Below are 21662 nucleotides of genomic sequence, written 5' to 3'. Positions count from 1 at the left end.
CGGTATTGCCGGATCGGGGCGGTGTCGAGGGCGACACCGTTGGGCGCGAACAGGTGTCGCCGGCGCTCCGGCCAGGAGACGGGCCGGCCGGCACGGCGGCCCGTCTCCTGCCCAGCACCGAAGCTCCGCGCGCGGGGACGATCATGCGTCCCCGCGCGGGGGCGGTCATGCGCCCCGCGCGGGGGCGGTCAGGCCGCCGGCCGGTCAGGCATCGGCGATCGGGCTGGTGCCGAGGCGGACGTTGTCGATCGCCCAGTACCAGTTGTTGCCAGCATTGAAGATCCGGAAGTTGACCTTCGCCGACGTGGCCCCAGCCGGGACGGGGCAGGAGAGCCGGACGAGCCGGTTCTCCTGGTCCTGGCCCTGGTTGGTGTTCCCGGAGGTGGCGCTGCTGTAGCGCAGCAGCTGGACCTTGTCGCCGGTGTCGAACTGGACGGTGACCTCGGCCTCCTGCGGGCTCTCTTGGCGATAGTGGGAGTCGAAGCCCAGGTGGAGGGTGGCGGTGCCCGATGGGATGGCCACCGCCGGGGTGGTCAGGGTCGAGTCGAACCGGCCCCGGCCGGACGGGCTGCCGGTGTCGTCCCAGTCGTCGGGGTCGGCGACCGCGACGACGCCGAGAGAGCGGCTGAAGTTGGGGCGGTTCTGCCCGCCGGGGAACCAGAACTGCTTGGACAGGAAGGTCCAGCCCTGCAGCTCCCGGGTGCCCTGCGGCATGGCCGGCGCGTTGGTGACCGTCCAGCCCTCGGGGGTGGTCCGGGTCCAGCCGAGCAGGCCGGGCCGGCTGAGGTCGGCCGCCGGGGCGAGCGCGGGGACGACGGACTCGAAGTCCTCCGCGAGCAGGTAGCCGGTCATGACCGGCCCGGTCTTGGCGGACAGGGACGCCGTCGCCTGCTGGACGCTGCCGCTCAGATTCGCCGTGACGGTCGCCTTGAGGCTGCCGGAGACGCGCGCCGCCGAGGCGGGCGCGACGACGTCCCACTCCAGCCGGGTGGAGGAGCGGGCCGGAACGGCCGTCGGCGCGTCGCCCCTGGGGGTGGCGGTCCAGCCCGTCGGGAGGGCCAGCGTGGCGGCCAGGTTGGTAAGCGGAGTGGCGCCGGCATTGGTGATGGTGGCGGTCACGGTCACCGGCCTGCCCGGCGAGATCACGGTGCCGTCGGTGCCGGGCGAACTCGCCGGACCGGTCAGCGAGACGCTCATCGCAGGGGCGACCCGGGAGCGGACACGTGCGTCGGCGAGCCTCAGCAGGCCGTTGCCGTCGCCGTGGGCGGCGACCACCAGGCTGCCTGCGGTGGCGTTCGGGGCGGGCGTGACGGTGAAGCGCACCTCGGCCGAGTCCCCGGCGGCAACCACCGTCGGCGCTGCGGCGGCCCGCTCGACCGTCCAGCCGGAGGGGGCGAGCAGGGCGACCGAGAGCCGGTCGAGCTTGGCGTCGGCCTGGTTCCGCACGGTGACGACGACGTCGGCCGGGCTGCCCTGCGCGAACGGCGTGTCCAGGGAGGGCAGCGGCTCCGGCGGGGTGATCGTCGCGGCCAGCGCCGGGGCGGTACCGGTCGCCGGGTCGGTGACGCCGGGCCTGCCGTCGGCCAGGCGGCCGGTCATCCGGCGCAGGAACGCCGGGTCCTCCTGGTCGACGACCACGACGTCGTACCAGCCGTGGTCGGGGAGCTGGATCGGCACGGTCTGGGTCTCGCCGGGCGCGAGGGTGACGGTCTGGACATGGTCGCCGGGGTTGCGCGGGTAGACCGATTCGCCGACGAGGAGCGTGCGGGTGGCGGTGGAGGGGTTGGCGCACTGGACCTTCACCTGGCCGGGGACGGCCTGCTCGACCAGGTACGCCTCGGCGCCCACGCCGGTGCCGCGCAGCTCCCAGACGGACCAGCCGGGGCCAGTGACCTGCAGGTCGTAGCCGCCGGCGTCATACCCGACGGTGTTGTCGGCGGTCCCGCCCGCGGAGACGGTCCACGTGCGTGGGGCGGTGCCGTCACCGGGGTAGGCGGTGAACGTTGCGGCGGTGGTGCCCGCGTTGCCGAGCCGGAGGCGGACGCCGGAGCCGGTGACGTCGGCCCGCAGGGACAGCCGGTACGGCGAGGGGCGGGTCGGGCGGGTGCCGGCCTCCTGGTTCGGGAGCGACTGGTTCTTCGGCGGTACGGGGTTCCAGCGGCCGACCGCCGACGGCACCGAGCCGGGCTGCTCCAACCTGGGCTGCGGGTATCCGCGGTTGAAGTCGAAGGCGGAGGTCAGGTCGCCGAACACGCTGCGGCGCCAGGCGCTGATGTTGGGCTCCTGGACACCGGTCCACTTCTCTAGGAACCGGATGACCGAGGTGTGGTCGAACGCCTCCGAGCAGACGAAACCGCCCACCGTCCACGGCGAGACGACCGTCATCGGCACCCGCGGGCCGGGGCCGACGGGGAGGCCGTTGAACCAGTCGTCGCTGTTGCCGGAGTCCGGCCGGGGCTCGACCGGGGCCGGCACGTGGTCGAAGTAGCCGTCGTTCTCGTCGAAGTTGATGAACAGGGCCGTCTTCGACCAGGTCTTCGGGTCGCTTGCGATGGCGTCGAGAACGTCGTAGATGAGGTTGGCGCTGCCGACCGGGGTGGAGGAGCTGGGGTGCTCGGAGAGCGCCGCCGTCGGAACCAGCCAACTCACCTTCGACAGCGTGCCGTTCTTGATGTCGGACCGGATCCGCTGGACGAGGGTGTTCGGCTCGGAGCGGTAGGCACCCCGCAGGAACAGCCGACGTTCCGCCTCGGTCAGCGCGTCGACACCCTGCTGGAACTGGGCCAGCGCGGCCTTCCGCTGGTCCGCGGTCTTGCCCCACAGGCCGTCGTAGAACTGCTCGGTGGTCGAGTACTGGCCGCTGACCTTGGCGAGGATCTTCCGGCCGATCTCCTTCCAGGGCCGGAAGTACTCCACCGCGTTGTCGGTGAAGTTGTCCCACTCCTGGTAGATCTGCCAGGAGACGCCGGCGGCCTCCAGCCGCTCGGGGTACGTCGTCCAGTCATAGCCCGCGTGGGTGTAGGAGTAGGCGGCGTTGGTGACCGCCCGGTTGACGCCGTCCGGCTCGTAGCCGGTCTTGCCGGTCCACAGGTAGTTGCGGTTGGGGTTGGTCGAGCCGTAGACCGAGCAGAAGTAGGCGTCGCAGATGGTGAAACGGTCGGCCAGTTCGTACTGGAGCGGGATGTCGCGCCGGTCGTAGAAGGCCATGGTGCTCTGGCCCTTGGCCGCGATCCAGTCGTTCCACCAGCCGTTCGCCCGGGCCTGGTTGGCGTCGGAGAAGCCGTGCGGGAGCGCACCGAGGTACTGGATGTCGCTCTCGCGGCGGCCGGCATCGACCGCCGCCTGCCGGGCCGAGAACGGCAGGACCTTGCCACCACCGGACCGCGGCTGCTCGAAGGCGGTGGCCCCGGTGGGCAGACGCAGCGGCGTACGGTCGCCGAAGCCGCGCACGCCCTTGAGGGTGCCGTAGTAGTTGTCGAAGGAACGGTTCTCCTGCATCAGGATGATGACGTGTTCAATCGCATCCATACCGCCGGGAGGCAGCGGCGCGGCCATCGCCTTCAGCAGTGACGGGGGCAGAAAAGAAAGGGCGGCGCCACCGGCGACAGCACCGAGAAGCCTGCGGCGGGAGATGTCAGACATGGTGCGGAGAGTAGGTCGCGCCGGTAGCACGAGGTAACCCTTGAGCGACGAGTCTTCGTTGACTGTTCAAGCATCAACGTGGAATGTTCCATCGGCCGTATTGCCACGTTCTCCGTCGCACCCGTTCACCTTCGTCGCCCACGTGCAGCGGCATGACCGAGAACGAGACCGGCCGCCGGACGCGAGGTCCGACGGCCGGGTTCCCGAGTGGCGCGGAGGTCAGCTGGTGAAGCGGATCTTGTCCCGGCGACGACGCAGCGCCATCAGCAGGACACCGCCGCCGATCAGCGCAAGGCCGGTGAGCGAGATGCTCGTGGCAGCCACACCGGTGATCGGCAGGCCGCCCTCGGTACCGCCGCCACCGGTGCCGCCACCCACGGATGAGCCCGGGGCACCCGGCGTGCCGGAAGGATTCCCGGAGGGGTTCTCCGAACCGCCCGGGGTCGCCGGGGTCGACGGGTTCGGCGACGGCGACTCCGAGGAGGCGCACGGCTTCAGCCAGAACACCTTGTGCTTGCCGTCGGCCGACTTGCCGCCGATCAGCTCCACATCGAGCTTGATGTGGTAGCCCTGCTGCTTCTGCGTGAGGCCGGACAGGTCGAGGTCGTTGGCGGAGAGCCGGATGACCTCGTCGTGGTCGTTCTCCGCGCCGGAGGCCGGATCGTTGCTGATCAGCACGTTCTGCCGAGACCAGACGACCTTGTCCTTCGGCGTGCTCGACGGCGGCTGCGCCCAGAGGGTGACGTTCGCCTTCTGATTCTCGTCGAAGTTGAAGAACTCGAGCTCGAACTCGCAGGTGACGTGCGGCTCGTTGTCGACCTTGTCCGAGAAGGGCATCCCGTCGATCTTCACGGTGCCGTTGTCGCCCGGCGGGTTGTGCGGGTTGCCGGTAGCCCAGGCCGGGGCGGCCAGCCCGAGCAGGGCCGTGGCGGCGGCTGTGGTGAGGGCCGCGCGCGCCACGCGCCGACGCTGTCGCATGAGGAATCCTCCGAAAGTGGTAGAGGGGACGGCACATGATCGCACACCCGACACGCCCGTCGATATTGGATGTTCACCGGCTGCGACGACGCGGTGCGAAGGCGGAGGTCGAAGAAGGCCACGTCCAAGGGGGTCGGGTGCGGACGTCCGACCGCGCCGAGGCCGGAGCAGAGCGCCACCAAGCCGTTGATCAGCGACGTTTCGCCATGATCATCCCCGGATCGCTATTAATCCATACGGTATGTATGCTCGCTGACCGAGACCTACCCCTCCAACTCATGCCAACCCGCCCATTCGCCCCGGGTGACGATGGCCAGATCGGAGCGACATGGCCTGCTCACACGTGCGGGAATGCCCCCTCTTCCCGCTGCTCAACGCAAGCTTGCGCGACTGGCGGAACTACTACTGCGACAGTGCGGAGGGTTGGCGGACGTGTGCTCGATACAAGCTGTCCCGGACGGGGCAGCTCGTGCCGATCACGCTCCTGCCGAATGGAGTCGACGCGTCACACCTGAGACGCGCTCCCGCCGCTGGCGGGTCAGGCCCGGCCGGTCCGCCACAGGCACCGTCACCGTTCAATCCGGGGCCCTCACAGCGGTTCGAGCCGGTACCGGTCCGGGAGTCCAACCCGGCACCGGCAGCCGCTCAAGGCGTCAACCCCGGGTCACCCGCACCAGGTACGCACCCCTCCGAAATGCCATCGACCCCACCGGCGCCTCGGCAGGCTCGTTGGTGGACCCGCCTCGCAGAATGGATCGCAGGTTCCGCATGACCGAATACTGGCCCTGGTGGGCCGGGGCTGTCGGGCTCGCCCTCACCACCATCAACTACGCCGTCACGACCGATCGATCCTTCGGGGTGTCCGGTGCATGGGACCGGGTGCTGCACTGGCGCGCCGAACGCCGGGTCGAACGGGTGAACGCCCAGTTCGCTGACGAACGTGTCCTCGCCGAGGCTCTCGCCGCGGCCGCCGCCGACCAGTTCGGAGCCGGTTCCGCCGCACCTGCCGCGCGTCCCGCCCCGCACGACGACGCGCGGGCCTCAGAACCGGACGTGCGACCGCCAGCGGCGGCCAGCCCCGCCCTGGCGAGCCTGCTGCCGGCACCCCTGATCAGCCAGGTCGCCCTGCTCCTGTCGGTCTTCGTCGGCGGCTGGGTGGCGGCGGTCACCACCGGCCGGTTCCAGCTCCGGCTCGACATGGGCGCCGCCTTCGCCCAGATCGTGACCGACAAACCGATCGCGATGATCGGCGCGCTGTTCGTCGGCGGTCTGCTCGTCGGCTTCGGCACCCGTCTCGCCGGGGGGTGCAGCAGCGGTCACGGGCTCAATGGCTGTGGCCGGCTACAGCCGGTCAGCATCGTCGCGACTGCCGTCTTCTTCGGCACCGGCGTCCTCGTGTCGTTCCTGCTGTGGAAGGTGATCTGATGCGCACCCGGGGTGGGCTACTCGTCGCCAACATCATCGCTGGTCTGGCCCTCGGCTACACCGTCGCGAACATCGGGTTCGGTGACTACGCCGAACTGAACCGCATGTTCACCTTCCAGGAGCTTCGCATGCTCCTGGCCTTCGCCGGCGCCGTCGCGATCATCGTCGTGGTGTTCGCCGTATTGCGCGTCCGCCGCACCCCGGGGCGCATCCATGCTGGCGTGATCCCCGGCGCGGTGCTCTTCGGCACCGGCTGGGCGATCTCGGGTGGCTGTCCGGCAATCCCGATCGTGCAGGTCGCCAGCGGGTACCTCCCCGCCTTGGTCACGATGGCCGGCATCGTCGTCGGCGTCCGGCTCTGCCGCTGGGCCAACACGCGGTACTTCCACCTCGACAGCGGATCCTGCGAGCGGTAACCGAACCTGAGGGGTGTCTACCGATCGCCAAGCGGTCGCCGTGCGCCGTTCACCTCACGCTCCGCCGTTGGATAGAAAACCACCATTATGTTCTCGGTACCCGATATCGAGGAGGGTTCATGGATCGGCGCACACTACTGAGGGCGACGGTGGCCGGAGCGGGTGGTTTGGTACTGCCATTCACGGCGTGGTCCACGGCGTACGCGGCACCGGCACAGAGCGCCGCCAGCCCCTACGGTCCGCTGCAGGCCGCCGACGCCAACGGCATCCAACTGCCGGCTGGCTTCACCAGCCAGGTCATTGCCCGGTCCGGCCAGGTGGTGCCCGGCACGTCGTACGTCTGGCACAGCGCGCCGGACGGTGGTGCCGTGATCCCGAACGGCAGCGGCTGGATCTACGTGTCCAACGCCGAGACCAGCGCCACGTCGGGCGGCGGCGCGTCGATGATCTCGTTCAACTCCAGCGGCCAGATCACCGGCGCCTCCCGCATCCTGTCCGGCACCAACAACAACTGTGCCGGCGGCAAGACCCCGTGGAACACCTGGCTGTCCTGTGAAGAGATCAGCCTCGGCCGGGTCTGGGAGACCTACCCCCTGGGCGGTGCGGCCGTCGCGCGACCGGCCATGGGCCGGTTCAAGCACGAGGCCGCCGCCGCCGACCCGGTCCGTAAGGTCATCTACCTGACCGAGGACGAGACCGACGGTCGGTTCTACCGGTTCGTCCCGACCACCTGGGGTGACCTCTCCGCCGGCACCCTGCAGGTCCTCGTGGCCGGCACTGCAACGTCCGGCACGTTCACCTGGGCCACCGTCCCTGACCCCGACGGGTCCCCCACGGTCACCCGCAGGCAGGTCTCCGGCGCCAAGGTTTTCAACGGCGGGGAGGGTTGCCACTACGCCAACGACACCGTCTGGTTCACCACCAAGGGCGACAACCGGGTCTGGCAGGTCAACCTCGCCAACAACACCTACGAGCTGGCCTACGACGACAACCTGGTCAACCCGGGCCCGGCCCCGCTCACCGGTGTCGACAACGTCACCGGCTCGACGTTCGGGGACCTCTACGTCGCCGAGGACGGCGGCAACATGGAGATCTGCATGATCACCCCGGACGACAAGATCTCGGTGTTCCTGCGGATCAACGGACAGAGCTCGTCGGAAATCACCGGCCCCGCCTTCACCCCCGCCGGCGACCGGCTCTACTTCTCGTCCCAGCGCGGCACGACGGGATCCTCGTCCGGCGGCATCACCTACTGCGTGACCGGGCCCTTCCGTACCTGACCCCTGACCCGCATGGCTCAGCCTGGCCCGTCCCATCCGTGGGGCGGGCCAGTCGGGCCTGTCTCGCCAACGGTGTTTCCAGCGCATCGCGACTTGACCGCCGCACCCTGCTACACCCCGGCGGCCACCCGGTGTTGTCGCGGGCTCACGCCACGCCGACGTTTGAAGGCGGCGCTCAGGGCGAAGGAGCTGCCGTAGCCGACGCGATGGGCGACCGCGCCGACGGTGGCGCCGGGCTCGCGGAGCAGGTCCGCGGCGAGGGCCAGGCGCCATCCGGTGAGATATGACATGGGCGGTTCGCCGACCAGCGCCGTGAAGCGGCGGGCCAGCGCCGCCCGGGATACCCCGGTCTTGGCGGCCAGGGACGCCACGGTCCATGGCTGGGCGGGGTTGTTGTGCAGCGTCTGCAGGGCCCGGCCGACCACCGGATCGCTATGTGCCTTGTACCAGGCAGGGGCATTCGCTCCCGGCCGGGCGAACCACTCGCGCAACGTGGCGATGAGCAGCAGGTCGAGAAGGCGGTCGAGTACGGCTTCCTGACCGGGGTCGTCCTTCACGATCTCGGTGGCCAGCAGTGGCACCAACGGGGACTCCCACGATTCACGCGGGACGACCAGCAGCGGCGGCAGTGCGCTCAGCAGCCGTTGGCCGACTGCGCCCTGCATCGTGTAGGTGCCGGTGAGCAGCATCGTCGGGCCGTCCACGCTGTTGCCCCAGGTGCGTACGCCCAGTTGCGTCATCTCGAACAGTTCCTGCCCGTCCGGGGACGTACAGCGCTGGCCCGGCTGGATGATCACCTGCGGCGCCGTGGTCGGGTCGTCGGCGACGGTGTACGGCCCGGTGCCGCGAATGATCGCCACATCCCCGAGGTGCAGCCGTACGGCCGCGCCCTCGTCGGGAACGATCCAGGCGTCGCCTCGGACCATGGCCACCAGGGTGAGCGGCGCCTCGTCTTTGATCGCCATCGACCAGGGTGGCGTCAGCATCGAGCGGAGCAGGAACGCGCCCTGGGCTCGGGGGCCGTCAAGCAGGCCTACAACAGCATCCACGTAGACGATTACACACAAGATTGCGCGTCTTGGCTATGTGAAGTCTCGCCAGCCGGCACTTCAATGGGCCATATGACGGACGAACAAGAGCAGAAGATGATCCTGGTCCTCGGCGGTACGGGCAAGACCGGCCGCCGGGTCGTAGCACGGCTGCGGGGCCGTGAAATGCAGGTCCGGGTCGGTTCCCGGTCCGCCGCGCAGCCATTCGATTGGACGGATCGGACATCCTGGGCACCGGTGCTCCGTGATGTCGGCGCCGTGTACGTGTCCTTCTACCCGGACCTTGCCATGCCGGGCGCGCCTGAGACGGTCGGCGCGTTCGCAGATCTCGCGGTGGCGTCCGGGGTATCCCGGTTGGTGCTGCTGTCCGGCCGGGGTGAGGAGGAGGCCCAAGCCGCCGAGAAGCTGATCCAGTCCGCCGGGGTCGACTGGACGATCCTGCGGTCGAGTTGGTTCAGCCAGAACTTCAGCGAGGACTACCTACGGGAGCCGGTGCTCGGCCGCGAGGTCGTCCTCCCGGTCGGGGACGTGCCCGAGCCGTTCGTGGACGCCGACGACATCGCCGATGTGGCCGTGGCGGCGCTGACCGAGGACCAACACGCGGGGCAGATCTATGAATTGACCGGTCCTCGCCTGCTCACCTTCGCCGACGCGGTCGGCGAGATCTCGAAGGCGACGGGCCGGCGCATCGACCTCGTCCCGGTCTCCGTCGAGGACTACACCGGGGCGCTGGCCGCCGAGGGCGTGCCGGCGGAGGCCGTCGAGTTGCTGACATACCTGTTCACGACCGTGCTGGACGGCCGCAACGCCCTGTTGGCCGACGGGGTGCAGCGAGCCCTGAACCGACCGCCCCGGGACTTCGCCGACTACGCCAAGGAGGCCGCCGCCACAGGTATCTGGAACAACGAGTAGGAGACGCCGGACCGTGACGGAACGCGCCCCGGTCCTACGGGTCGCGAATCGCCACCTGCCGGCCGCGCCGGGCGCGTCTTCGCGGATCTTTGTCGCGGGACCGTCCACTCGATTGCAGGTTCACGGAACCTGTCGACTCTGGGCCTGGTCCGGCTGGCCAGGCCCAGGCGAGCCGGGTTCAAGGAAGTTAAGATCGGATCCTTGTCCTATGAAGAGCGGGCTACGAGTCGTCACGGCTCGGAGAGGCGGTGCACGATCGGCGCGGTGGACTCGTACAGCGCCAGGTAGTCGGCGAAGAGGGCGTCGTACCGGTCACGGTGCCGGGGGTCCGGCTCGATCGAACGGATCATCGGGTTCCATGCTGCGGTGTCGGATGCCGCCCCGGTCGCGGCCGCGGCCAGCATCGCGTCGCCGTACGCCGCACCGGTCGTCTCCCGGGGAAGCTCCTGCACCAGGCCGGTGACGTCGCTGACGATCTGCGTCCACAGGTCGCCGGTGGTCCCGCCGCCGACCGGTACGACCCGCGCCGGCACCGCCCCGGCCTCGCGCATTGCCGCGATGTTGTGTCGCACCCCGTACGCGACCCCCTCCAGTGCCGCCCGGTACAGGTGGCCTCGGCCGTGGCCGAGGGTCAGTCCCGCCACCACGCCCCGCGCCCGGGGGTCGAAGATCGGCGTACGCTCCCCGGCCAGGTAGGGCAGCATCAGCAGTCCGTCGCTGCCGGGCGCGACCGCGGCCGCCTCCCTGGTCAAGGCGGCGTAGTCCGCGCCGGTCAGGTCGGCCAGCCAGCCGGTGACCGACCCGGCGGTGGCCATCCCGGCGGCGAGGCAGTTCACCCCGGGACGTAGGCCGACGGTGGGCCACAGCCGGCTGCTGGTCAGCGGCCGGTCGGTCATCGCGACCAGGAACATGGTGCTGCCGTACATCAGCATGAGGTCGCCGGGCGCGCGGACGGCGACGCTCTCCGCCTCGGCCCAGGCGTCGATGGTGCCGGCGGTCACCGGCAGACCGGCGGGCAGGCCGGTCTGCCGGGCGGCCGCGGCGGTGACCCGGCCGGCCACCTCGTTCGCCCAGCGCAGCGGAGGACGCCGTATGTGCGGCGCGATCTCGTCCCACCAGGCGGCGTCCCAGTCGCCGGCCCGCTGGTCGTAGAGCGGGCTCACCTGGCTCGCCGAGTGGTGGTCGAGCAGGTACTCGCCGGTGAGCCGGTGCACCAGGAAGGAGCTGGCCATGAACATCATTCGAGTTCGGTCGAAGATGTCCGGCTCGTGCCGGGCGAGCCAGTACAGCTTCGGCCCGATCGCCTGGGAGGTGAGGATCGACCCGCGGCGCACGATCTCCGCCGCGCCCCACCGGTCGGTGAGCAGGCCGATCTCCTCCTCGGCCCGGGTGTCGATGCCGTAGAGGACAGCTGGCCGCAGCGGCCTGCCGGCCTCGTCGGCCGGCAGCAGGCACGGTCCGATGCCGCTGACCCCGAGGCCGGCCGGGCGCATATCGGGATCGGCGGTCAGTTCGGCGATCACCCGCCGGAAGTCGTCCCACCAGACCGACTCCGGATCGTGCTCGTACCAGCCGGGTCGTGGGCTGCTCAGGCCGTGCGCGACCTGCGCACGGGCCACGACCCGGCCGTCCGCGGTGACGGCGACGCCTTTGGTGCTCGCGGTGCCGACGTCGACGCCGAGGAAGACGTCCATCAGAGCAGCGGGACGTTGTCGGGACGGCTGCCGCAGAGGTTGACTCGCATGCCCAGCTGGTGCGCGGTCAGCGCCTTCGCGGCGAGCAGTTCGTCGGCGCCGGCCGCGTCGGTGGCGTAGCTCACCTGGATGTGGTTCGACCGGTGCCGGGCCATGAACTGGTCCCGGGTAACGCCGTGCAGCACAGCGTGCATGATCGGCCACTCCCGGGTGGTCGCCGCCCACCGCCGTTCGGTCTCCGCCGCGGGTAGCTCCACCACGGTGGCCCGGCCGAGGTCCATGTGCAGCTCGCCGCCCTCGACGAAGATCCGCGACCAGACCAGCTCGCCGGGCTTGGCCACGCCCCGCACCGTGCCGCCACCGAGCCGGAAGTAGAGCGGCGGCTGGCGCATCGAGTCGGTGCCGGTGTACCCGCCGATGTGGTGCTCGGGCGGCACCGCGCCGGAGATCTCGAAAACCCAGACGAAGTCGTCCACCGTGCCGCTGGCGTCGTGGTCGCCCCACCGCACGTCGTGCAGGGTGGTCTCCACCGGCTGCCCGAGCACGCCGGCCAGCCGGGTGGTGAGCAGGGCGTCCAGGCCGGCGCACTCGTCGACCTCGTTGAAGTGGGTGATCGGGGCGCCGTCGCGGATGACCGCGCCGTCGTCCCCGGTGACCGGCGGGCGGTCGGCGTTGTTCAGCAGGCCCTCTGCCAGGTCGGAAGCGGGAAGGACGTCGGCGAGACCGAGCTGGTACTGGATGCCGATGATGTCGCACCGGAACCGGTCCGCGATCCGGGCCGCGGCGGCGTACATCCGCAACTGGAGCAGGACCTGCTCGCGGGTGAGCTCGGTAGCTTCGTCAGTGCCGAAGTGGAAGGTCATGCCCCGGTCGGTCAGCCACCGCAGGGCGGCCACCGCCTCGTCCTCGCTCGCCCGCATGGTCTCGGCGTACAGGGCGGACTGGGAGAGCCGCTCCTTGAAAACGTTGAGCGGGAAGAGCAGCTCGTCGGGGATGATCGCGTTGTACATGCCCATGCAGCCCTCGTCGAAGACGCCGAGGATGGCGCCCTCTCGGCGCAGCCGGCCGAGGACGTCGTCGGCGGCCTGCCGGGCGCGGCCGTCCACGATGGACGCGTCGAACGGCGTGACGTGGCTGAGGTCGTGCTGGATGCTGCCCTTGGTCAGCCATTCGTCGAGGCGGGCGTTGAACCAGTCGTCGGTGAAGGTGCGGCTCCACAGGGTCTCGAACGGCCGCCCGGCCTTGGCCAGCGAGGCGTTGAGGTTGAGCAGACCGACCAGGCCGGGCCACTCCCCTTCCCAGTTGGCCACGGTGAGGATCGGGCCCCGGTGCCGCAGCAGCCCGCCGAGGACCTGCTGGGAGAACATCCACACGCCTTCGGCCATGACCACCGAGGCGTCCGGCGGCAGCGCGCCGAGCACCGCGAGGCCCTGCGCCTGGCTGGCGATGAAGCCGTGCCCCTCCGGCGTGTCCGCCGGGTGCGCCCGCTCCAGGGTGACGCCCCGCTTCCGGAACGCCTCCGTGAGGAGGGCCTCGAAGCGCTGTTGGGCGGGCCAGCAGAGCTGGTTGGCGGACAGCCGCTGGTCGCCGTTGGCGACGAGGTACGCGTGCTCGATCATGACGTCTCCAGGGTGTAGCGACAGGCCATCTCGGCGAGGGGTACGGGCTGGTAGTCGTCGGCGTGGCCGGCCTGCCCGAAGAGGCGCATACGCTCGGCGACCATCCGCTGCATCGCCTCGCGGCCGGGGCGCAGGTAGTACGCCGGATCGACGTTCAGCCGGTCCGTGCCCAGCGCCTGCCGCGCCGCCCCGGTGAAGGCCAGGTGCGAGTCCATGCCCTGGTTGATCTTGCGGACGCCCATGGTGACGGACCGGACCTTCTCCGCGTCCGGCACGCCCCAGGACTCGGGCAGGCCGGCGCCGTACCGGTTGTTCTGCTCCCGCAGCTGAGCGGGCAGCGAGGACGAGCCGTGCATGACCAGGTGGGTCTGCGGCACCAGGCTGCTGATCTTTTCGATCAACGTCATCTGCAGCACGGACCCGTCCGGGGGTGCGTCGAACTTGTAGGCGCCGTGCGAGGTGCCGATCGCCACGGCGAGGGCGTCCACGCCGGTCGCCGTCACGAATTCCCTGGCCTGGTCGGGGTCGGCGAGCACGATCGGTGCCCGGGATCCGTCGGTCTTGGAGCCGCCGATCGTGCCCAGCTCGCCCTCGACGGAAACCCCGTGGCGGTGGGCCTCCGCCACCACCTCGGTGGTCACCGCGAGGTTCTCGGCGAACGAGGACGGAGTGCCGCCGACGCGGAGGCTGCCGTCGATCATGACGCTGGTGAAGCCGTTGTCCATCGCTCGCCGGCAGGTGGCGGGGTCCGGGCCGTGGTCCAGGTGCAGCACCACGGGCAGCTGCGGGTAGCCGTCGATCAGGTGATGCAGGGCCGACCAGAACCGCTCGTCGCCGCCGTGGGCGGTGACGCCGGCCAGCGAGGCGAGGATGACCGGGGACGACGTCTCGGCGGCGGCGTCGAGGACCGCCTCGGCCTGCAGCACGTCGCTGACGTTGAACGCGCCGAGGGCGTATCCGCCGCGCCGCGCCTCGTCCAGCGCCTGTCGGAGAGTGACCAGTGGCATGGGGTGCCCTTCCTCAGAGCGACGTGGTGATGCCGAGCGAGTGGTAGTCCAGGACGATCGGCTTGTCGGTCAACGCCCGGGCGTGCAGCAGCACCTTGGCGGCGCTCTCCACCGCGACGGTGGCCTTGAACGCGTCCCGCAGGTTCTCGCCCACCGTGAGCAGCCCGTGGTTCGCCCAGACCACGGCGTTCAGGTCCCCCATCACGTCGCACATCGCGTCGCCGAACTCGGTGCGGTTGCTGAGGGCGAACGGCATGATCGGGACATCGCCCTTGGTGTAGATGACCATGTTGACCAGGGCACCGGTGATCGGCTGGCCGGCCACCCCGAAGACGTTGGCGAAGACCGGCTCGGTGTGCACGATCGCGTTCACGTCCGGCCGCCGGCGGTAGACCGCCAGGTGCACGGTCACCTCGGAGGACGGCTGGTGCGGCCCCTCGATGACATTGGCATCGGCGTCCACCACCACCATGTCGTCGGCCGTCATCCGGTCGTACTCCAGATCGGTCGGGGTGATCAGGAAGCGGTCCGTGCCGGGCAGCCGGACGCTGATGTTGCCCTGGGTGTTGAAGTTGAGGCCGTAGCGCATGGACAGCAGGCAGTAGTCCAGCACGTCCTGCTTGGTCTGCTGCAGGTCGAACTCGGTCACCGGATCTCCTTCGGATCGGAAAAACTACGGTCGTGCGGGATGAGGGTCGGATAGAGGTCACGGAACCGGCGCGACTGCGCGGCGTACCACTGGGCCGTGCCGGGGTCGGGGTGGGCGACCGGCAGGCAGGCCGGTGCGGGCAGCTCGGCGAGCGACGGATAGCGGCCGATGCCGGCGCCGGCCTGCAGGGCCGCGCCGCGGGCCGCCGCGTGCCCGGGCACCGGGGTCAGTGCAAGCCCGGCGGCGGAGGCGCGGATGGCCAGCGCCCGGCGGCTGCGGGCGCCGCCGCCGACGGCGTGTACGTCGCCGATCGTGACGCCCCGCTCGGTGAGCGCGTCGGCGATCTTGCGCAGCTCGAACGCGGACGACTCGAGGAAGGCGCGGGCGAGCTGCTCCCGGGTGGTCTCGAGGGTGAGCCCGACGACGGCACCACGGGCCCTCGGGTCGTTGTCGAGTGTCCCGGATCCGGCGAAGTACGGCAGCACCAGCACCTGCGGCGGCTCGGGCGACGCCGCCTCGAAGAGGGCGTCGCGCTCGGCCGGCCCGGCGACGCCGGCCAGCGTGGCGAACCAGTCCAGCGCCCAACCGCCCGCGGCGGTGCCGGCCAGGGTGAGCCAGCGGCCCTCGCCCATCGGGTACGACGCCAGGCCGGTGCCGACGAGGCCACCGGGACGTGCGGGTGATCCGACGGTCAGGCAGTCGCTGGATCCGAAGGAGAAGACGGCCGCCGAGCCGAACCGGCCACCGCCGCCAAGGAACGACGACGCCTGGTCGTGCGATCCGACCACGAGCGGCAGGCCGGCCGGCAGTCCGGTGGCGCTGGCCGCCTCGGCGCTGAGCTTGCCGATCATGGTGCCCGGTGGGACCACCTCGGGCAGCAGGGCGACCGGGACGCCGGCGGCGGCGAGCAGGTCGGCCGACCAGACGCCGCGGTCGACGTCGAAGCCGCCGGTACGGGCCGCCATGCTGGTGTCCAGCGCCGGCCGCGCGCCGAGCCGGGCGGCGACGTAGTCGCCCAGGCAGCGATAGCCACGCACGTCCGGACCGGTCCAGTCGGGAATCTTGTAGACGGAGAACATCGGGTGCGGCGGCTGGCCGGTGATCCGCTGCACCTCGCCGGCGCCCAGTTCCGCGGTGACCTGGTCGGCCAGGCCGGCACCGCGCCGGTCCATGCTCACCGGCGCCGGAGCGAGAGCGTTGCCCTCGGCGTCGACCGGCAGGACCGCCTCGCCCTGCACGCTGAACGAGATTGCCTCCGGCGGGTCGGCGGCCACCGCGTCGTGGGCGGCGACCTCGGCGAGCAGCGCGGTGGCCGCGGCAAGTACCTCGTCGGCGTCGGTCTCGACGATCCCGGGCGCCGGCCGGTGCAGGGTGGTCGCGCGGGCCGCGCCGGCGATCTCGACGCCGGCCGCCGAGATCGCCACGACCCGTACGCCGCTGGTGCCCAGATCGACGCCGAGCAGGCTCATTTGATCGCCCCGGACAGGCCGTTGACCAGGTGGCGCTGGACCAGCAGGAAGACCACCACGATCGGGATCGAGATGAGCACCAGGATCGCGAACAGCGCGCCCGGCTGGCTGAGGAAGGTGCCGCGGTAGGCCAGCGGGATCAGGGTCAGTGGCTTGAGCGTGTTGTCCTCGAGCGTGACCAGCGGCAGCAGGAAGTCGTTCCAGGACGACATGGACTGCCAGATCGCCACGACGGCCAGGGCGGGCCGGCTCAGCGGCAGGTAGACCTTCCAGTAGACGGAGAACTTGCTGGCGCCGTCCAGCATGGCCGCCTCGTACAGCTCGTTCGGCACGGCGAGGAACGACGTACGGATGATGATGACCGCGAACGGCAGGCCCAGCGCGGTGTAGACGAGCACCAGGCCGGCCAGGTTGTTGTACAGGCCCATGGCCTGAAGGATCTTGAAGGTGGCCACGACGATGCTCGACATCGGCAGGATCAGCGCCAGGGTGAGCGCCCCGAAGATCACCGCCTTGAGCGGTACGCGCAGCCGGGCCAGCGCGAACGCGGTCATCGAGCCGAACAGGATGACCAGCAGCACCGACGGGACGGTGACCAGCAGGCTGTTCACCAGGTTCCGCAGGATTGGATTGTTCGTCCAGATCTGCACGTAGTTGCCCAGCGACGGCTCTTGCGGGAACATCCCGAGGGCGGTGGTGCCCGGGTTCGAGGTGGGCAGCAACGACAGGCCGACGACCATGACGAGCGGGGTCAGCCAGAGCACGGCCAGCGGGGCGAGAACGGCGTGTGACCAGTGTGGAAGGCGACGGCGGTGCGGCCGGACCGGTCCGGAGTCGGCTCGTGCCGGCGCGCCGGTCGCCGGGATGGCCTTGCGGTCAGCGGTCATTTCTCGTCTCCGGTGAGGAAGCCCGATCCGAACGCCCGCACCATCGACAGCGAGCTGATCACCGCGATCAGCAGCAGGACCGCGCTGATGGTCGAGGCGTACCCGACGCTCTGCAGTTGGAAGGCCTGCTTGAAGGTGTAGGTGGGGAGCATCTCGGAGGCGTGGTTGGGTCCGCCCTCGGTGAGGACATAGACGAGTTCGAAGGTCTTCAGCGAGCCGATGATGCCGAGCAGCAGCAGGGACAGGTGGGTCTGCCGGAGCAAGGGCCAGATGATGCTGCGGATCGTGCGCCAGGTGCCGGCGCCGTCGATCTTGGCGGCGGCTAGCACGCTGCTGTCGATGAGCTGCAGGCCGGCGAGGTAGAACAGCATGGAGAAGCCGGTCCACATCCACACGTTGACGACGATCGCGGCGAAGATTGCGGTCTTCGGGTCGGCGAGGTAGCCGTGCACCAGGAAGTCGAGCCCGGTGGCCCGGCCCAGCTTGGCGACCACGCCGTTGAACGGGTCGAAGATGCGCTGCCAGACGATGCCCACCACGACCGGGGAGAGCACGGCGGGGATGAAGAAGATCGCCCGGTAGATCGCCCGGCCACGCAGCTTCTCGTTGAGCAGCATGGCCAGGAAGAACCCGATGAGGGCCTGCGGGATGATGGTGAGCAGGATCCACCAGCCGGAGTTCTTCAGGGTGGTCAGGAAGATTGGGTCCTGGAAGAGCCGGGTGTAGTTGCCGAGACCGACGAATCTGCCCGGGTTCACCCCGTCCCAGTCGAGGCTGCTGGCCTGGAAGTTGTAGACGATCGGGTAGATCACGAAGATCCCGAACAGCACGATGGCCGGCAGCAGGAAGAGGGTTCCGGCAAGCCACTCCCGGGGAGCGGTGTGCTTCTGAACGGTGTGGTCACTCATTGGTCTGCTCCGTGGCCGGATGAGGGTGTGGGCCGCACACCCTCATCCGCCTGGTTCGGGCGGCCTGGGCCGCTCAGCCGTTGACCTTCTGCTGTTCCGCCTGCACCTTCGCGGCGGCCGCCTGGGGCGTCAGCTCACCTGTGGCGATGCCGGACAGTGCGTCCCCGAGCGCGGTGTCCATCTGCGGGGTCTTCAGGTAGCGGGAGTACTTCACCTGCGGCATCCAGTCCGAGGTCAGGGTCGTCCAGATCTGCTTCTGCTTGTCGCTGGTGAACTTCTCCGGGTTCAGGCCGGTCACCGCGGGCAGGTCGTTGAACGTGTTGATCAGCTTCTGGGCGCCCGCGCCGGCGATCCAGTCGGTGAGCACCTTGCACGCCAGGTCGGGGTTCTTGGTGTTCTTGGCGATGCCCAGCGAGACGTCGATGCCGCCGACGAGCTGCGGCTGGGCGGCGCCGCCCGGGATGGTCGGGAACAGGAACGGCTGGTAGCCGGACATGCCCTCGGACAACGGCGGCAGCCCGGTCTTGGTCGGGTCGGACTGCTGGATCCACCAGGCGCCGAGCGGGATCATCGCCGCGTTACCCGCCTCGAACTGGTTCGCGCCGGTCGGGTAGGCGTCCAGGCCGATCGCGCCCTTCTGGGCGATGCCGTCGGTGAAGAGCTTGGCCCAGTAGTCGAACGCTTCGACGAGCTTGGGGTTGGTCCACGAGTCGGAGCTGTCCTCGGCCTTGTAGACCAGGCCCGGTTCGATGTTGTTGGCGATCTGCAGGAAGACGACGTTGCGCAGCCAGCTGTCCTTGGCGGGCAGCATGAACGGCGCGTACTCCCCGCCCTTGAGCTGGTTGACCGTCGCCTTGAGCTGGTCCCAGGTCTGCGGGATCTGGGCGTGCTTCTCGTCGAAGATCTTGGTGTTGGCCCAGAGGTTCACGGTCTGCACCAGCAGTGGGAGCGTGTAGAAGTTCTCGTCGCTGGCCGGGTTGCCCATCCGGGCCTGCTCGATGCCGATCGGATAGAACTTCTTCTGCCAGTCGGCGCCCCACGTCTTCTGGGCGCAGTCCTGCAACGGCATGAGGTTTGCCCGGTACTGCTGGGTGAGCGCGCCAGGCTGAAGGCCGACGATGTCGGGCATCGTGTTGGACGCGGCCCGGGTCTGCAGGTCGACCAGGTACTCGGGGTAGTTGAAGATGGTCGCGTCGATCTTCGCATCCGGGTTCGCCTGCTTGAACGCCGCGATCATCTGCTGGGTGGTCTGTTCGATCGGACTCCACGACCGGAAGGTCAGGGATCCCGACCCGCCGCTGGTGGACTGGTTGTCACTGGCACCGCCGGCGCATGCGGCGAGCCCGAGGGTGAGCGCTGTCGCCGCAGCAACGGCGCCAAGTCTTCTTTGCCGCTTCACTGTCAGGTCCTTCCCACGGACGGGGCCGGAGGCGGCCCGTGGATGTAGACGATTACATGAGCTGTGCCACAGGCACAACCCCCTCTTGCGCTGGACTTTTACACGTAGCCGCAACAGCACCTTCACAGCCCGGCAATGTTTCTCGCCTCACCGGCCCGCTTCTTGCCAGGGAAATCTGTAATCGATTACATTCCGTCCGTGGCTCATCGACCGCCGCCCGCCCGACGGGTAACCTGTGCTCACCTCACCACCGGAACGCCACCGCGAAGGGCCTGCCTTGACCACCATCCGTGACGTGGCCCGGCTCGCCCAGGTGTCCACCGCGACCGTGTCGCGCGTGTTCGCCTCCGACACCGCCGTACGACCGGACACCGCCGAGCGCGTCCGCCGCGCCGCACGGGAACTCGGCTACGTGCCGAACTCGCTGGCCCGATCCCTGCGCCAGCAGACCTCGGCCACCTGGGCGCTGATCATCGCGGACATCGAGAACCCGTTCCTCACCCAGGTCACCCGCGGCGTGGAGGACGTGGCCCAGTCGGCCGGGTACTCGTTGCTGCTGTGCAACACGGACGAGAACCCGGAGAAGGAAGACGGCTACCTCAGCATCGCCGCGCAGTACCGGGTATCCGGCGTGCTGATCACGCCGACGTCGGCGACCAGCCGGGTCGACCGGCTGCTGTCCCGAGGCCTGCCGGTCATCACCATGGACCGGCCGTTACGGCAAGACCTGGCAGTGGACACGGTCCTGATCGACTCACGTCGCGCAGCCCGAGCGGCAGTCGACCGCATGATCGCCCACGGCCACCGCCGGATCGCCTGTATCACCGGACCGCAGCGCGTCTTCACCGCCAGCGAACGGGTGCTCGGCTACCGAGAAGCCTTACAGGACGCCGGACTGCCGATCGACGAGAACCTCATCCGCTACGCCGCCTTCAACGAGAACGGCGGCCGCCAGGCCGCGGACGCCCTGCTGGAAACGGCGGACGTCGAGGCCATCCTGGTGGCCAACAGCATGATGGCCGTCGGCGTCCTACGCATACTGCGCGACCGGCAACTCACCCCCGGCCAGGACGTCGAGCTGGTGGTCTTCGACGACGCGCCCTGGACCGGGCTACTCACGCCAGCGATCTCCGTCATTCACCAGCCCGCGTACGAACTGGGCCAGGCGGCCGGCAAGCTGCTGCTCGATCGGCTGCGCTCCCCCGGCCAGCCAGCCCGAACGGTGATGCTGAACGCCACCCTGCCGGCGGACGGCGAAGCACCACTGCCACGCGTGCGCCGGCCCGACCTGGCCACCACCGATCCGGTCACCGCCGCGATCCTGACCCGATCCGCCCACCTCAACCCGTAACCTCAGCCGGCATCCGACGCGCTGCGTCTACCGGCGCAGGGCCTCGACCGTCAGCTTCGCCGCCTGGGCGATCAGCTTGTCGTCGTACTCCGCGTCCTGCTCGTCGCGACTGGAGAGGACCGCGAGCACGATGGGGGCGCCGTCGGGAGGCCAGATCACCGCGGTGTCGTTGCGGGTGCCGTACCCGCCGGAGCCGGTCTTGTCGCCGACCTGCCAGCCGGCCGGGACGCCGGCCCGGATGAGCTTGTCCCCGGTCGTATTCCCCTTGAGCCAGCCGGTCAGCACCGCACGGTCCTCGGCGGAGAGCGCGTCGCCGAGGACGTACGCCCGTAGATCGGTGGCGAGGGCCCGAGGAGTGCTCGTGTCGCGCCGGTCCCCGGGGGCCGCCTCATTGAGGTCGGTCTCGATCCGCTCCGGGTCGGTGACCTGGTCGCCGAGATCGCGCAGCGCCCGCTCGAAGCCGGCCGGGCCGCCGAGCCGCTTCAGCAGCAGGTTCGCGGCGGTGTTGTCGCTGTATCGAACGGCGGCGTCGCCCAGCTCGCGCAGGGTCATCCCGGTCCCCACGTGCCGCTCGGTGATCGGCGAGTGGGTCACCAGGTCGGCCCGTGCGTAGCGGACCACCTGATTCAGCTCGGCGGTTGAGGCCGCGTCCAGCATCGCCGCGGCCGCGAGCGCCTTGAAGGTCGAGGCGTAGCCGAACCGGTCGTCGGCGCGATGCTCGACCGTACGACCGGTGCCGGTGTCGATCGCGTAGACGCCGAGCCGAGCGTCGAACTCCGCTTCGAGCCGCGCGAAATCCGGCATGACCCGGGGCGGCGGGGTGGTGGCGACCGGGCTCGACGGAGGGCTCGACGGGGCGGCCCCCGGCGCGTCGGCTGTCGAGCACGCGGTCAGCGGGGCGAGCGCGAGCGTGGCGGCGAACGTCACGGCGGCCCGACCGGGCGCAGGAACCATGACCAGGTACTCCTTTCGTCGGT

The 21662-nt window shown here is 70.0% G+C and carries 17 protein-coding genes; 5 read left to right on the top strand and 12 right to left on the bottom strand.

Translation table 11 applies throughout. From position 1 onward, the window contains the following. Nucleotides 1-204: 204 nt before the first annotated feature. Both A6A27_RS19415 and A6A27_RS19410 read right to left on the bottom strand, forming a co-directional pair. Nucleotides 205-3642: a phosphocholine-specific phospholipase C gene (locus A6A27_RS19415; RefSeq protein ID WP_073836050.1), complete on the bottom strand. Its 3438-nt coding sequence runs from the start codon at nucleotides 3640-3642 to the stop codon at nucleotides 205-207. A gap of 219 nt (nucleotides 3643-3861) precedes the next feature. Next, entirely contained in the window at nucleotides 3862-4620 is a 759-nt protein-coding gene (locus tag A6A27_RS19410) for an LPXTG cell wall anchor domain-containing protein (protein WP_143194075.1), read from the bottom strand. Between the two features lie 768 nt (nucleotides 4621-5388). On the opposite strand from A6A27_RS19410, the gene A6A27_RS19405 reads away from it, so the two are divergent. The 3 genes from A6A27_RS19405 to A6A27_RS19395 all read left to right on the top strand — a co-directional run bounded on the left by A6A27_RS19405 (nucleotide 5389) and on the right by A6A27_RS19395 (nucleotide 7741). After that, complete coding sequence (locus tag A6A27_RS19405) at nucleotides 5389-6045, top strand: YeeE/YedE family protein (protein WP_073836048.1); 657 nt, start codon at nucleotides 5389-5391, stop codon at nucleotides 6043-6045. Beyond that, nucleotides 6045-6461: a YeeE/YedE thiosulfate transporter family protein gene (locus A6A27_RS19400; protein WP_073836047.1), complete on the top strand. Its 417-nt coding sequence runs from the start codon at nucleotides 6045-6047 to the stop codon at nucleotides 6459-6461. The genes A6A27_RS19405 and A6A27_RS19400 overlap by 1 nt, the downstream gene beginning before the upstream one ends. Nucleotides 6462-6580: 119 nt before the next feature. After that, nucleotides 6581-7741: an alkaline phosphatase PhoX gene (locus A6A27_RS19395; protein WP_073836046.1), complete on the top strand. Its 1161-nt coding sequence runs from the start codon at nucleotides 6581-6583 to the stop codon at nucleotides 7739-7741. 110 nt (nucleotides 7742-7851) lie between these two features. Here the strand turns inward: A6A27_RS19395 and A6A27_RS19390 are convergent, their stop codons facing one another. Next, nucleotides 7852-8790 (bottom strand): AraC family transcriptional regulator, encoded by a 939-nt coding sequence (locus A6A27_RS19390; protein WP_073836045.1) that lies wholly within the window; start codon nucleotides 8788-8790, stop codon nucleotides 7852-7854. A 72-nt stretch (nucleotides 8791-8862) separates the two neighbouring features. Between A6A27_RS19390 and A6A27_RS19385 the strand changes: the two genes are divergently transcribed. After that, a complete protein-coding gene (locus A6A27_RS19385) occupies nucleotides 8863-9702 on the top strand; it encodes an NAD(P)H-binding protein (RefSeq protein WP_073836044.1) in 840 nt (279 codons plus the stop codon). 230 nt (nucleotides 9703-9932) lie between these two features. Here A6A27_RS19385 and A6A27_RS19380 read toward each other — a convergent pair whose 3' ends face one another. The 8 genes from A6A27_RS19380 to A6A27_RS19345 form a co-directional block, all read right to left on the bottom strand. Next, nucleotides 9933-11396 (bottom strand): FGGY-family carbohydrate kinase, encoded by a 1464-nt coding sequence (locus A6A27_RS19380; protein ID WP_073836043.1) that lies wholly within the window; start codon nucleotides 11394-11396, stop codon nucleotides 9933-9935. Further along, nucleotides 11396-13015 (bottom strand): fucose isomerase, encoded by a 1620-nt coding sequence (locus tag A6A27_RS19375; protein WP_073836042.1) that lies wholly within the window; start codon nucleotides 13013-13015, stop codon nucleotides 11396-11398. Before A6A27_RS19375 ends, A6A27_RS19380 begins: the two co-directional genes overlap by 1 nt. After that, entirely contained in the window at nucleotides 13012-14022 is a 1011-nt protein-coding gene (locus tag A6A27_RS19370; RefSeq protein ID WP_073836041.1) for a ketose-bisphosphate aldolase, read from the bottom strand. Before A6A27_RS19370 ends, A6A27_RS19375 begins: the two co-directional genes overlap by 4 nt. A 13-nt stretch (nucleotides 14023-14035) precedes the next feature. Next, nucleotides 14036-14671, bottom strand: coding sequence for a class II aldolase/adducin family protein (locus A6A27_RS19365; protein WP_073836040.1), 636 nt, complete (start codon nucleotides 14669-14671; stop codon nucleotides 14036-14038). Then, nucleotides 14668-16140, bottom strand: coding sequence for an FGGY-family carbohydrate kinase (locus tag A6A27_RS19360; RefSeq protein WP_073836039.1), 1473 nt, complete (start codon nucleotides 16138-16140; stop codon nucleotides 14668-14670). The genes A6A27_RS19365 and A6A27_RS19360 overlap by 4 nt, the downstream gene beginning before the upstream one ends. Beyond that, on the bottom strand, nucleotides 16137-17027 hold the full coding sequence (locus A6A27_RS19355; RefSeq protein ID WP_073836038.1) for a carbohydrate ABC transporter permease: 891 nt from the start codon (nucleotides 17025-17027) through the stop codon (nucleotides 16137-16139). The genes A6A27_RS19360 and A6A27_RS19355 overlap by 4 nt, the downstream gene beginning before the upstream one ends. Then, nucleotides 17024-17935 carry a carbohydrate ABC transporter permease gene (locus tag A6A27_RS19350; protein ID WP_073836037.1) on the bottom strand — a complete coding sequence of 304 codons (912 nt, stop codon included), beginning with the start codon at nucleotides 17933-17935 and terminating at the stop codon, nucleotides 17024-17026. Before A6A27_RS19350 ends, A6A27_RS19355 begins: the two co-directional genes overlap by 4 nt. A 73-nt stretch (nucleotides 17936-18008) precedes the next feature. Further along, entirely contained in the window at nucleotides 18009-19334 is a 1326-nt protein-coding gene (locus A6A27_RS19345; RefSeq protein ID WP_073836036.1) for an ABC transporter substrate-binding protein, read from the bottom strand. Nucleotides 19335-19611: 277 nt separating this feature from the next. Here A6A27_RS19345 and A6A27_RS19340 point away from each other — a divergent pair, with 277 nt between their 5' ends. Further along, complete coding sequence (locus tag A6A27_RS19340; RefSeq protein WP_073836035.1) at nucleotides 19612-20685, top strand: LacI family DNA-binding transcriptional regulator; 1074 nt, start codon at nucleotides 19612-19614, stop codon at nucleotides 20683-20685. Nucleotides 20686-20712: 27 nt separating this feature from the next. On the opposite strand, the gene bla is transcribed toward A6A27_RS19340, so the two are convergent. After that, on the bottom strand, nucleotides 20713-21639 hold the full coding sequence (gene bla / locus A6A27_RS19335) for a class A beta-lactamase (protein ID WP_073836034.1): 927 nt from the start codon (nucleotides 21637-21639) through the stop codon (nucleotides 20713-20715). Between the last annotated feature and the right edge of the window lie 23 nt (nucleotides 21640-21662).

It is taken from the genome of Micromonospora sp. CB01531, from assembly GCF_001905095.1.
GTDB lineage: Bacteria > Actinomycetota > Actinomycetes > Mycobacteriales > Micromonosporaceae > Micromonospora.
Note: the sequence above shows the minus strand (reverse complement) of the source record. Positions and strands in the feature narration are given on the sequence as shown.

Bases quoted from the DNA above. Each gene is read 5' to 3' on its own strand.
- A6A27_RS19415 (WP_073836050.1), bottom strand. From the start codon at position 3,642: ATGTCTGACATCTCCCGCCGCAGGCTTCTCGGTGCTGTCGCCGGTGGC.
- A6A27_RS19410 (WP_143194075.1), bottom strand. From the start codon at position 4,620: ATGCGACAGCGTCGGCGCGTGGCGCGCGCGGCCCTCACCACAGCCGCC.
- A6A27_RS19405 (WP_073836048.1), top strand. From the start codon at position 5,389: ATGACCGAATACTGGCCCTGGTGGGCCGGGGCTGTCGGGCTCGCCCTC.
- A6A27_RS19400 (WP_073836047.1), top strand. From the start codon at position 6,045: ATGCGCACCCGGGGTGGGCTACTCGTCGCCAACATCATCGCTGGTCTG.
- A6A27_RS19395 (WP_073836046.1), top strand. From the start codon at position 6,581: ATGGATCGGCGCACACTACTGAGGGCGACGGTGGCCGGAGCGGGTGGT.
- A6A27_RS19385 (WP_073836044.1), top strand. From the start codon at position 8,863: ATGACGGACGAACAAGAGCAGAAGATGATCCTGGTCCTCGGCGGTACG.
- A6A27_RS19380 (WP_073836043.1), bottom strand. From the start codon at position 11,396: ATGGACGTCTTCCTCGGCGTCGACGTCGGCACCGCGAGCACCAAAGGC.
- A6A27_RS19375 (WP_073836042.1), bottom strand. From the start codon at position 13,015: ATGATCGAGCACGCGTACCTCGTCGCCAACGGCGACCAGCGGCTGTCC.
- A6A27_RS19370 (WP_073836041.1), bottom strand. From the start codon at position 14,022: ATGCCACTGGTCACTCTCCGACAGGCGCTGGACGAGGCGCGGCGCGGC.
- A6A27_RS19360 (WP_073836039.1), bottom strand. From the start codon at position 16,140: ATGAGCCTGCTCGGCGTCGATCTGGGCACCAGCGGCGTACGGGTCGTG.
- A6A27_RS19355 (WP_073836038.1), bottom strand. From the start codon at position 17,027: ATGACCGCTGACCGCAAGGCCATCCCGGCGACCGGCGCGCCGGCACGA.
- A6A27_RS19350 (WP_073836037.1), bottom strand. From the start codon at position 17,935: ATGAGTGACCACACCGTTCAGAAGCACACCGCTCCCCGGGAGTGGCTT.
- bla (WP_073836034.1), bottom strand. From the start codon at position 21,639: ATGGTTCCTGCGCCCGGTCGGGCCGCCGTGACGTTCGCCGCCACGCTC.